The 11,266-nt window shown below is 74.7% G+C and carries 11 protein-coding genes; 5 read left to right on the top strand and 6 right to left on the bottom strand.

The genetic code is table 11. The features are described from left to right. Positions 1–59 precede the first annotated feature (59 nt). Positions 60–806: a nuclease-related domain-containing protein gene (locus EF918_RS25475; RefSeq protein WP_312847861.1), complete on the bottom strand. Its 747-nt coding sequence runs from the start codon at positions 804–806 to the stop codon at positions 60–62. A gap of 321 nt (positions 807–1,127) precedes the next feature. Between EF918_RS25475 and EF918_RS25470 the strand changes: the two genes are divergently transcribed. From EF918_RS25470 to EF918_RS25460, 3 genes are all read left to right on the top strand, one after another. Then, a complete protein-coding gene (locus EF918_RS25470) occupies positions 1,128–1,868 on the top strand; it encodes a hypothetical protein (RefSeq protein ID WP_125650874.1) in 741 nt (246 codons plus the stop codon). 190 nt (positions 1,869–2,058) lie between these two features. Next, the gene (locus tag EF918_RS25465) at positions 2,059–2,868 is read left to right on the top strand and encodes a hypothetical protein (RefSeq protein WP_185921914.1); all 810 of its coding nucleotides are present in this window, start codon (positions 2,059–2,061) and stop codon (positions 2,866–2,868) included. Between the two features lie 7 nt (positions 2,869–2,875). Next, complete coding sequence (locus EF918_RS25460) at positions 2,876–4,213, top strand: HAMP domain-containing sensor histidine kinase (protein WP_125650872.1); 1,338 nt, start codon at positions 2,876–2,878, stop codon at positions 4,211–4,213. Between the two features lie 67 nt (positions 4,214–4,280). Here the strand turns inward: EF918_RS25460 and EF918_RS25455 are convergent, their stop codons facing one another. From EF918_RS25455 to EF918_RS25445, 3 genes are all read right to left on the bottom strand, one after another. Next, on the bottom strand, positions 4,281–4,577 hold the full coding sequence (locus EF918_RS25455; protein ID WP_125650870.1) for a hypothetical protein: 297 nt from the start codon (positions 4,575–4,577) through the stop codon (positions 4,281–4,283). A gap of 10 nt (positions 4,578–4,587) precedes the next feature. Continuing rightward, complete coding sequence (locus tag EF918_RS25450; RefSeq protein WP_185921913.1) at positions 4,588–5,328, bottom strand: TetR/AcrR family transcriptional regulator; 741 nt, start codon at positions 5,326–5,328, stop codon at positions 4,588–4,590. A 112-nt stretch (positions 5,329–5,440) separates the two neighbouring features. After that, on the bottom strand, positions 5,441–6,370 hold the full coding sequence (locus tag EF918_RS25445; protein ID WP_125650868.1) for a diiron oxygenase: 930 nt from the start codon (positions 6,368–6,370) through the stop codon (positions 5,441–5,443). A 180-nt stretch (positions 6,371–6,550) separates the two neighbouring features. Between EF918_RS25445 and EF918_RS25440 the strand changes: the two genes are divergently transcribed. Next, positions 6,551–7,657 (top strand): ferritin-like domain-containing protein, encoded by a 1,107-nt coding sequence (locus EF918_RS25440; RefSeq protein WP_125650866.1) that lies wholly within the window; start codon positions 6,551–6,553, stop codon positions 7,655–7,657. A 110-nt stretch (positions 7,658–7,767) separates the two neighbouring features. On the opposite strand, the gene EF918_RS25435 is transcribed toward EF918_RS25440, so the two are convergent. Both EF918_RS25435 and EF918_RS25430 read right to left on the bottom strand, forming a co-directional pair. After that, entirely contained in the window at positions 7,768–9,234 is a 1,467-nt protein-coding gene (locus EF918_RS25435) for a penicillin-binding transpeptidase domain-containing protein (protein ID WP_125650864.1), read from the bottom strand. After that, on the bottom strand, positions 9,231–10,616 hold the full coding sequence (locus EF918_RS25430; protein WP_125650862.1) for an FtsW/RodA/SpoVE family cell cycle protein: 1,386 nt from the start codon (positions 10,614–10,616) through the stop codon (positions 9,231–9,233). Before EF918_RS25430 ends, EF918_RS25435 begins: the two co-directional genes overlap by 4 nt. A gap of 88 nt (positions 10,617–10,704) precedes the next feature. Here EF918_RS25430 and EF918_RS25425 point away from each other — a divergent pair, with 88 nt between their 5' ends. Beyond that, positions 10,705–11,094, top strand: coding sequence for a DUF6325 family protein (locus EF918_RS25425; RefSeq protein ID WP_125650878.1), 390 nt, complete (start codon positions 10,705–10,707; stop codon positions 11,092–11,094). The last annotated feature ends 172 nt before the right edge of the window (positions 11,095–11,266 follow it).

The raw sequence follows: 11,266 nt of genomic DNA, 5'->3' as shown, positions 1-11,266 counted from the left end.
CCCCCGGCCCCGGGGGGCGGGGCCCGGGGGCCGGCGAGGCGGCCCCCGAAAGACGGTCCCTACACGTCCGCCCACGTCCGGCGGTCGCGGGCGCGGGCGTGCAAGGTTTCGATCTCGGCCGGTTTGTGGACGCCGCCCTCGCGGGCGAGGGTGGTGGTCGGGTCGCCCGGGGTCAGGACGCGCACGTCGCGGAGGGTCGTGGCCACGTCCACGCGCGCGGCGTCGACCACCGCGAGGGCCGGGCGGACCGGGGCGGTCAGGGCGTGGCCGGCGCGTTCGGCGGCGCGGCGGCACCAGCGGACGTCCGGGCGGGGCTCGGTGCGGCCGACCGTGACCAGCAGGTCGCCCACGTGGACCCGCTGCCGCCGGCCCGGCACCGTACGGACGCAGAGCACTCCCCCGGGTCCGATCAGCAGGTGGTCGATCCGGCCGGCGCCCGGCAGCGGTACGGCGTGCAGGACCCGCCAGCCGGCGTCCTCCAGAGTGTCCAGCTCGGCGCCGAACCTGGTCTGGGCCAGCAGGTCCTGCCGCAGCCGGTGGCGGGCCCGGGTGCCGCCGGTGCCGTACTCGACCTCGCCGAGCAGGTGCTCGGCGGGCCGGTTCGGCGCCAGGTCGTCGTCGGGGTGCAGGGACAGCCGTACGAGGTCGGCCGCGCCCGGCACGGGCGGCGGGCCCACGGTCCAGGAGCCGCTCAGGTACGGGCGCAACGCCGCCACCACCGCCTCGGTGTGCACCTCGGACAGGACGTTCACCCGGCCCGCCTCGCGGTCGTACCAGGCCACGCTGCGGCCGTCCGGCAGGGTCACGTACAGCCTCCCCCGCCCGGGCCGCCCACCGGGAACCACCTTCATCGCCCTCACCCCCGCCGTCCATGGGAGCAGCCCGGGGCGGCCGCGGCAATCCCCCGGATGCGGCAATCCGGCGGTCGTGTAACGACTCCGCCGCCACCCCGCAGGGTGGCTGTTACACAACCACGACCGTGCCGCAAGATCCGCGCCCTACCTTGGGGTCCAGCCTGGACGACCGCCAGGCGTCCCGCCGGACGACGACCGGAGCACCGCAGCGCCGCTCCTGCCGTCGCCCGGACCTCGGGGCCCGACCCGCTTCGTAGGACCGAAGGACTTCCCGTGAGCACCGTCCGCCGCACTCTCGTCCGCGCCGCCGCCGTGACCGCCTGCGCCGGGAGCCTGCTGGCGCTGCCCGCCGCGGCCGCGCTGGCCGAGGGGGTGCCGGCCGCGGCCGCCGCGGCGGCCGCGCAGTCCGCCGGTCCGCAGCGGACCCTGGTCAAGAGCCTGTCCCTGGCGGACGGGGTCTCGGTCGCCAAGGTCTACCGGGTGGGCCCGGACGCCTGGGAGGCCGAGGTGGTCAAGGGCGGGGCCACGCTGTCCACGCTCACCAGCCGTGGCGGGGCGACCGGCTACGGCTCGGCCGGCGCGCTGCACCTGGCCCTGGGGCCCGGCGGCCACCTGTCCTCCTGGACGGCGGGCGGGGCGCACCCGAACGCCGAGCCGGTCGCGGACGGCCGCAAGACCGCCACCCGGACGGCGTACGCGGGGACCACCCCGCTGCGGTCCGAGCCGCTGGGCGGGGCCCGGCCCGCGGTGGCCACCGCCGGGGCGACCGGGGCCATCGACACCACTACCGCCACCGGGGCGGACGGCCAGGGGCGGGGGTCCGTGGCCGACCGGTCCGCCGGGCGTGGCGCGGGCGCCGCGGACGGCGGCACCGCCCGCGCGCTGCGGCTCGACACCCTGGCCGACGGGCCCGGCGAAGGGGTGCTGGTGCTGGCCGCGGGCGCGGGCATGGCGGCCGTGGGCGCCGCCGGTCTGGGCTTCGCGATGCTGCGCCGGGGCCGTACGGACTCCTGAGCCGCGCACCGGCCGACGGCCGGCGTGCGAAGGCCGCCGCCGCAGCTACGCGGGTAGGCCCGTGGGCGCGGGGTCCGGACCTCTGTCTAAGGTTGACGCGATCGGTTGACGCGATCAGAACACCTGTCCCGGTCTCGACGACGACCGGGGCAGCGGGCACAGCGGACAAGGCGGGAGGAAGCGGGACGCGGTGAAGCGGTTTCGCACGGGCACGGTGGCGACCTGCGCCGCCCTGCTCCCCCTCGTCCTGCTGACCGCCGCCTGCACCAACACCGGCGGCCTGGACGCCGCCGGCCCCACCCCGACGGCGAGCGGACCGGTGCACCTGTGGCCGGGCCGCCAGGGCGCGACGGTTCCGCCGGCCGACCCGGGCGGGGCCCCGCCGGAGTACGTCAAGGGCATCCCGCCGGTGCGGGACGAGGACGTGCACGCCGTGGACCCGGTCGCCCTGGTGCAGGCCGAGGTGAAGAACCACCCCAAGGCGGACGTGGGCCCCGACGGCATGCCCAAGGAGACGGCGGACGCCATCCGCGGCTGCCGGCCGGGCGAGCGGACCCCGCAGTGCCCGGTGCTCAGCCCGTACTACCGGGACCTGACCGGCAACGGCAAGGACGAGCTGATCATCGGGATCGAGCTGCCGGACCGGATGCTGTCGGTCCGGGTGTACACGGCCGACCCCGACGGCCGGCTCAACCGGATCATGGCGACGACCGAGACCGCCGTCAGCGTGGAGCTGGCCGGCCGGGACGTCATCGTCCGCGTGCCCAGCGGCAACCCGGGCTACGAGCTGATCACCGCCTGGTCCTGGGACGAGAAGCAGCGCACGATGCTGCCCACCCGCGAGCAGATCGTCCGGGTCCCGCAACAGAACCCGGGGACCGGCCCGGGCGGCGGCACCGGCCCGGGAAACGGCAGCGGCAACGGCAACGGCAACGGCCCGGGGAACGGCACCGGTCCCGGTCCCGGGGTGCGCCCCGCCCCGCCCTCCGGACCCCGATGAGCCGGCCATGAGACCCCGTACCTCCCGTATCTCCCGTGCCTCCCGGTCCCGCGGCCTCCGGTCCCGCGGCCCCCGGCTGCCGGCCTGGACGGCCACGCTGACCTGGAAGTCGGCGTGCTTCATCGTGGTCATGTGCTGCTCGCTGGCGGCCGTCCTCGGTGCGCTCGTGCACGTCGAGGTGACCCGGCAGACCGTGCGCACCGCCCGGGAGAAGGCGCTGACGAAGCTGCACGACGCCGCCCGCGCCTACGAGGCGGGCGAGCAGCTCCCGCCCGAGACCGGCCTGGACCTGCCGGGGCTGCCGCCGTCGCTGCGCGCCCTGGCCGTCTCCGGGCAGCGCGGCACGATCGTGGCCGACAAGGACGGCCGGGCCACGATGTGGGCGGCGGCCCCCGCGGACGGCCGGGCGCTGGCCACGGCCATCGACTACAGCCAGAGCGCGCGCACGATCAGCGGGCTGGACAACGCGATCATCGGCTCCTCGGTGCTCGCCATCGGCGGCACCCTGCTGGTCGGCGCGTTCGCCGTCACCCGGGTCACCCGACGGCTGCACCAGACCGCCACGGTGGCGCGCCGGATCAGCGGCGGCGACCTGGACGCGCGGGTGGACGACCCGCGCACCAAGAACCCCGCGCGGCACCAGGACGAGGTGGCCACGGTCGCCGGGGCGCTGGACACGATGGCGGCCGGGCTGCAGGCGAAGCTGCTGAGCGAGCAGCGGTTCACCGCGGACGTGGCGCACGAGCTGCGCACCCCGCTGACCGGTCTGCAGGCCGCGTCCGAACTGCTGCCGGCCGGGCGGCCGACCGAGCTGGTGCAGGAACGTGTCCGCACGATGCGGCAGCTGACCGAGGACCTGCTGGAGATCTCCCGGCTGGACTCGGGCAGCGAGCAGGTCGAGGCGGACCTGCACCCGCTGGGCCCGCTGGCCGAACGGGTGGTCCGGGCGTCGGGCACCGACACGCAGGTCGAGGTGGTGCGGGACCTGTGCGTGGAGACCGACCGACGGCGGCTGGAGCGGGTGCTGGGGAACCTGGTGACGAACGCGCACAAGCACGGCCGCACCCCGGTGCTGCTGACCGTGGACGGCCCGGTGGTGACCGTGCGGGACCACGGCGACGGCTACCCGGACTACCTGCTGGCGCACGGCCCGCAGCGGTTCCGTACGGAGACCCGCGCCGGGGCCAAGGGCCACGGGCTGGGCCTGACCATCGCACTGGGCCAGGCCGAGGTGCTGGGCGCGAGCCTCACCTTCCACAACGCCCCGGACGGCGGGGCCGTCGCCACCCTCCGGCTGCCGCCGCCCCCGGACGACACCGGCGACCCGCTGCACCCGGCCCCCTGACCCGACCCCGACCCTGAGCCCGAGCCGAAACCCGCGGGCCACGCGGGCCGGGCGGTGGGTGGTGGGCCTACTGCGGGCCCGGGCCGTCCTCGGCCGGGGCCGGCTTCGGCCGGGTCCAGGGCCACCGGAGCTTCGGCTTCACCCCGTCGGGCCGGTACGCGTACTTCCACCCCTTCTGGAGGCCCAGCCGCTTGCTGTAGCCGGCCGGGACCCGCTCGTACAACAGGACGGTCGGGGGGCCGCCGGCGGCGTCCGGGACGGGGATCTCGTACCACTTGGGCGGGTGGCCGGTCGGTCCGACCAGCACCGGCAGGACCCGGCCGTCCATCGGGCCGCCCTCGAACGGGGTGTTCTCGCTTCTCACCCCACCAGTGTCACAGCAGGTGCGCCGCCTCGGAGACCACCGGGATCACGCGCCGGGCCAGGACGCCCACGGGCCCGTCCGGGGCCTCCAGGGCCAGGGCGGCGCGCGCCACGGCCGCCGTCTCCGGGTCGGTGGCGGCGGTGGCGGTGAGCAGGGCGACGAAATGGTCGAGGAGCCAGTCGCGCAGCTCGTCCACGGTGGGCTGCTTGCCCTCGTCCAGCCAGATCAGCGAGGCGGCCTCGACGGCGGTGATCCACGTACGGACCATCATCCGCAGGCGCGGGCCCGGCCGGGGCACGGCCAGGTGGACCAGGATCTGCTCGGCGGCGCGGCGCCGGATGCCGTCCACGATGGCGGTGGTCCGGGAGGTCTCCACCACGCTGCCGCCGTGCAGGAGGGCGCTGAACCCGGTGTCGTGCTGGTCGACGAAGGCGAGGTAGCGGTCCAGGGCCCGGGCCAGGCGCAGGGTCAGCGGCCCGGTCTGCGGCTCGGCGAAGCAGACCGCCAGCTCGTCGGCGGCCGAGCGCAGCGCGGCCTCGTACAACTGCTGCTTGCCGCCGGGGAAGTAGCGGTAGACGAGCGGACGGGAGACCCCCGCGGCCTCGGCGACGTCGTCCAGCGAGACGTCCTCCGGGGCCCGGTGGGCGAACAGCGACAGGGCGGCGTCCAGGAGCTGCGCGCGCCGCTCCTCCACGCTCAGGCGGCGGTAGGCGCGCGCGGCCACGGGTGTCGTCCGGGTCGTCCGGGTCATGCGGGCAGCGTAGCCGTACGACGCAAGGGCCCGGGCCGACGCCGGCGCGGGGCCGAGCCCCCCGACGAGGCCGGGCTCAGGCCGGGGGCCCGGCTCAGGCCGGGGGCCCGGCTCAGGCCAGCAGGCCGGAGCTCTGCCACAGTTTCCGGCCGACCCCGCGCAGCACGCCGATCTCGTCGAGGAAGTCGGTCAGCCGCTTGGCGCCGGTCTGCATCACCTCGCGGCGGTGTCCGCTGGCCCTGACCTGGGCGACGGCCTCGCGGCGGTCCAGGCCCACGTTGTCGTAGACGGCCGGGTTGACGAAGGCGAGGGAGAAGACGCGGGCGGCCTCGCCGCAGCTGATCCGGGTCAGTTCCCGTTCCCAGCGCGGGGCGGTGACCATCTGGCGGCGCAGCTCCTCACGGGCGTAACGGACGTGCCGGGCCTCCTCGATGACATGGATCCGGGTGACGCCGCGCACCAGCGGCTGGACCCGCTCGTCGGGGAAGGTCAGGCGCTGCATCCAGTCGAGGATCTCCTCGCCGAGCAGGGTGCAGGCGAAGGAGCCGGGGGTGGTGGAGATGGTCTTGAGGATCCGGCCGAGGTTGTGGTTGAGCCGGGAGACCGGGTAGGCGGGGGCGCCGCCGGTCCTGATCATCTTGGCGAACATCATCGAGTGCCGGCACTCGTCGGCGATCTCGGTGAGGGCGTAGCGGACGTGATTGCTGGTCAGGGCCTTGTCGTAGATGTGGCGGACCATCAGCTGCATCAGGATGATCTCGAACCAGATGCCGAGGGAGGCCAGGGCCGCCGCCTCGTGGCGGGCGAGGTCCATCCGCTGCTCCTCGGGCATCCGCTTCCACAGCGGGGTGTCGTAGAGCGAGACCAGCTCGGGCGGCCAGTACCACTTGCCCTCGACGGGCGGGGCGTCCCAGTCGAGTTCGCGGTCGGGGTCGAAGGAGTGCTTGGCGGAGGACTCCAGCAGCCGTGCGGCGATCTGCTCCCGGTCCTTGAGCGGGCCGAGGGCGTCCACGAGGAACGCGCGGTCGGTCGTGGTCGTCATGGCGTGGGACACCTCGGAGGGCTCGGCGGCGGTGAACCGGGTTACCGGTGGTCACCGCTTATTGGACTGCTTGTCAGCAAGGTCGTCAATCCCTCGCGCACGACTTGTTGACCCGGTGTCTACCAACGTGCTGCACTGCCAACTGCCCGGTTCCGCAACGCAACGGGAAGGCAGACGTCAGTGTCGACGCAACCGCTCTACACCCAGGACCCAGGCCGCGGATGGCAGGTCCCCGCCACGGGATCGGCCCGCTTCAGCTGGGACTACGACGACGGGCGCGACCGGCTCCTGGCCCTGTACCAGAAGGGCAAGGACAAGCAGTGGGACGGCGCCAAGCGCATCGACTGGGACCTGGAGGTCGACCCGTACGACGCGCTGGGCACCCCCGACGACGTGCTGACCCTGTACGGGACCCGGCACTGGGCCAAGATGACCGAGAAGGACAAGGGCGACCTGCGCCGGCACTACACCTCCTGGCAGTTCAGCCAGTTCCTGCACGGGGAGCAGGGCGCGATGGTGTGCGCGGCCCGGATCGTGGAGTCGGTGCCGGACCTGGACGCCAAGTTCTACTCGGCCACCCAGACCATGGACGAGGCCCGGCACGCAGAGATCTACGGGCGCTTCCTGCACGAGAAGATCGGCATGCTCTACCCGATCGACGACAACCTCCAGGGCCTGCTCGGCGACACCCTGCGCGACTCCCGCTGGGACATGCCGTACCTGGGCATGCAGGTGCTGATCGAGGGCCTGGCCCTGGCGGCGTTCGGGATGATCCGCGACACCACCACCAAGCCGCTGCCGAAGCAGATCCTCGCCTACGTGATGCAGGACGAGGCCCGGCACGTGGCGTTCGGACGGATGGCGCTGCGGGACTACTACCGGCAGCTGACCGACGCCGAACTGCGCGAGCGCGAGGAGTTCGTGATCGAGGGCTGCTACCTGATGCGGGACCGGCTGCGCGGGGTGGAGGTGCTGGAGAACTTCGGCATCGCGCGCAAGGAGGCCGAGGAGCTCTCGGAGCAGTCGGAGTTCCTGCACCTGTTCCGCAAGCTGCTGTTCAGCCGGATCGTGCCGTGCGTGAAGGACATCGGCCTGTGGGGGGAGCGGCTCCAGCGGGCCTACGTCGACATGGGCGTCCTCGACCTGGGCGACGCGAGCCTGGACCTGCTGATGAGCCAGGACGAGGAGATCGCCGAGGCCCTCGACCGCGAACGCTTCGCGGCCGAGGAGCGGGCCCGGGTCGCCGAGGTGGCGGCGGCGGTCGCGGACGGCGCGGACCAGGCCTAGCCCCGGCCGAGGCCAAGGCCAAGGCGCGGGCCGGGACGGGCCGGGACGGGACGGGCCGGGACGGAACGGGCCGGGCCGGGACGGGACGGGCCCCAGCCCGGCGCCGGAGCCTAGCGGGGCGCCGGGGTCAGGGCCGCCTGGAGGACCGCGCGGGCGATGGGGGCCGCCGCGCCGTTGCCGCTGATGTCGCCGCGGCGGGCCGCCGCGTCCTCGACCACCACCGCCACGGCGACGCCCGGCACCGGGGCGTCCTCGGCCTTGGCCCAGCCGATGAACCAGGCGTAGGGGGTGCCGGCGTTGCCGACGCCGTGCTGGGCGGTGCCCGTCTTCCCGCCGACCACCGCGCCGGGGACGGCGGCGTTGCGGCCGGTGCCGTCCTCGACCACCTTCACCATCAGCTGCTGCAGGCGCAGCGCGGTCGCCGGGCTCATGGCGCGGCCGAGCGAGCGGCGCTGGCCGGTGCGGACCGGGGAGCCGTCGTCGCGGGTGGCGCGCTCCACCAGCCGGGGCTGGGCGATCTCCCCGCCGTTGGCGACGGCCGCGGCGACCAGGGCCATCTGCAGCGGGGTCGCGGTGGTGTTGAACTGCCCGATGGCCGACAGCGCGAGCTGGTCCGGGCTCATGTCGGTGTCGAAGTTGGACCGGGACACCCAGGCCGGCACCCGCAGCCCGTCGTCGTTGAAGCCGAACCGCTCCGCCGCCGCCACCATCCGTTTCAGCCCCACCTGCACCCCGATCCTGGCCATCACCGTGTTGCACGACCACTGCACGGCCTCGGCCATCGAGGCGTCCTCGCAGCCGGTGGCCACGTTCGGCAGCAGGGTGCTGGTACCGGGCAGCGGATAGGGGTCGGGGGTGCGGGTGGGGGCGTCCACGTCCGTGACCACCCCGCTGTCCAGGGCCGCCGCCGCAGTCACGATCTTGAACGTGGAGCCGGGCGGGTACGTCTCCCGCAGTGCCCGGTTGAGCATCGGCCGGGCCGGGTCGGCGTTCAGCCGGGCCCAGGCCGCCCGGACGGCCGGGCCGGTGCCCGAGAGCACCCCGGGGTCGTACGAGGGACTGCTGACCAGGGCCAGGATCCGGCCGGAGGAGGGCTCGACGGCGGCCACGGCGCCCCGCTTGCCGGCCAGTCCCTGGAACGCCGCGCGCTGCACGGCCGCCCGGACGGTGGTCACGGCGTTCCCGCCGGCCGGACGGCCCCGGGAGAGCTCGTACCAGAGCGGGAAGGCGGTCAGGCCCGGGTCGGTGCCGGAGAGCACGGCGTCCTCGGCGCGCTCGACGAAGCTGGTGCCGTACGTCTGCGAGGAGAAGCCGGTCACCGGCGCGTACAGCGGCCCGTCGCGGTAGCTGCGCTCGTAGCGCAGCAGTTGGCGGCTGTCGCGGGAGCCGGTCACCGGGAGTCCGTCGACCAGGATGTCCCCGCGCGGGCGGGCGTAGCGGTCGATGGCGGTCCGCTTGTTGGCCGGGTGCGCGTCGAGCGCGGCGGCCTCCCAGACCTGCACCCGGCCGACGTTGGCGAACAGGGCGGCGAAGAGCAGGGCGCAGAAGGCCGCGCACCAGCGGATGCAGCGGATCACCGGGCGGCCTCCGGCAGCCGGAGGGTCGGCGGTGCGTCACCGGCCCCGGGACGGCCGGCGCTGTCGCCGAGCCGGACCAGCAGCGCGACGATGATCCAGTTGGTGACCACCGAGGAGCCGCCCTGGGCGAGGAAGGGCATGGCCATGCCGGTCAGCGGGATCAGCCCGGTCACCCCGCCCGCGATGACGAACACCTGGAGGGCCAGGATCGAGGCGAGTCCGGTGGCCAGGAGCCGGCCGAAGGGGTCGCGCAGCGCGAGGCCGGCCCGGAAGCCGCGGGCGACCAGCAGGGCGTAGAGGGCGAGGAGGGCGCCGACCCCGGCCAGCCCCAGCTCCTCCCCCGCGGTGGCCAGGATGAAGTCCGACTTGGCGGCGAAGCCGATCAGGAACGACCGGCCGTGGCCGAGCCCGGCACCGAGCACCCCGCCGGCGCCGAAGGCGAACAGCGACTGGGCGAGCTGGCCGGGGCCCTCGCCGCGCTCGATCGAGGCAAAAGGATTCAGCCAGTCCTCGACCCGGCCGTGCACATGGGGCTCGAACGTGCCGACCGCGTACGCGCCCAGCCCGGCGAGCAGCAGCCCGACCGCGATCCAGCCGATCCGGCCGGTGGCCGCGAACAGCATGATCACGAACAGTCCGAAGAACAGCAGCGAGGTCCCCAGGTCCCGTTCCAGCACCAGCACGCCCACGCTCAGCAGCCAGACGGCCAGGATCGGCGCGAGCACCCGGCCGGGCAGCAGGCGCAGCTTCCCGATCCGGCGGCCGGTCAGGGCGAGCGCGGTGCGGTTGGCGGCCAGGTAGGTGGCGAAGAAGAGGGCGAGCAGGATCTTGGCGAACTCGCCGGGCTGGAAGGAGAGCCCAGCGAACCGCACCCAGATGTGGGCGCCGTTGACCGCCGGGAAGCACACCGGTACGAGCATCAGCACCAGGGCGGTGGTCATGCTGAGGTAGGCGTAGCGCTGGAGCACCCGGTGGTCCCGCAGCGCCACCACCACCACGACGAACAGCACCACGCCGAGCGCCGACCACAGCAGCTGGCTGTCCGCCGCCGCGTGGCCGGGGGTGGTCAGGTCCAGCCGCCGGATGAGGACCAGGCCCAGGCCGTTGAGCAGCAGCGCGATGGGCAGCACGAGCGGGTCGGCGTACGGGGCGCAGAGGCGGACGGCGAGGTGCGCGAGCAGGGCGGCCGCCGCGAGGCCGGCGGCGTAGCGGCCGGAGCCGGGCGGGAGGTGGCCGGTGGTGGCCAGGCCGGCGTAGAGGTGGCCGAGGAGCGAGAGGAGGACCGCGCCGGCCAGGAGCGCCAGCTCGATGCCGCGGCGCGGGGGGTGGGACTGTCCGGGCGGCGGCGCGGGGCGCGCCGCCTTTGCCGTCAATGCGGTCATATCGGAAACGTAGCAAGCGTACGGGGCTTAAGGCCCGCTATGTCATAGTCTGCCGAAGAGTCGTCAGAAACGATCGGGAGCCGTGGACATGGGACCTGTGGAGTTCATCGTGCTCGCCTTCCCCGAGGAACAGCTGCGCGTGCCCGCGGTGGACGCCGTGATGGGGCTGCGCAAGACGGGCAACGTACGGCTGATCGACGGGCTGGTGTGCACCAGGACGGCGGCGGGGGAGGTCATCGCGGCGGAGTTCGACGAGTTCGTGGAACTGTCCGGGCTGCTGAACCACCGCGAGGCGGCGAGGCTGATCGGGCCGGAGGACGTGCAGGAGGCCGCCGGGCTGCTGGAGCGGGGCAGCTGTGCGCTGCTGGTGCTGGTGGAGCACGTGTGGGCCGAGGACGCGGCGATCGCCGTGCGGCAGGCGGGTGGGCGGATCGCGGGGTCGGTGCGGATCCCGCCCGAGCGGCTGGGGGTGGCGTGATGTTCATCCGCCCGGTCGGCCCGGTCGTCCACCCCGCCTCCCGGCCGGCGGGCCGGCCGCTGCTGCGCGGCAGCCTGGCCCGCGGCGCCTACGTCTGGGACGCGGCCCGCCCCACCACTCCGGCGGCACCGGGAGAGCCCGCGCCACCGCCGCCCGCCCACGGGGAGGAGGC

It is taken from the genome of Streptomyces sp. WAC06614 (genome assembly GCF_003949795.1).
Classification (GTDB): domain Bacteria; phylum Actinomycetota; class Actinomycetes; order Streptomycetales; family Streptomycetaceae; genus Streptomyces.
This window is presented reverse-complemented; position numbering and strand designations above follow the sequence as displayed.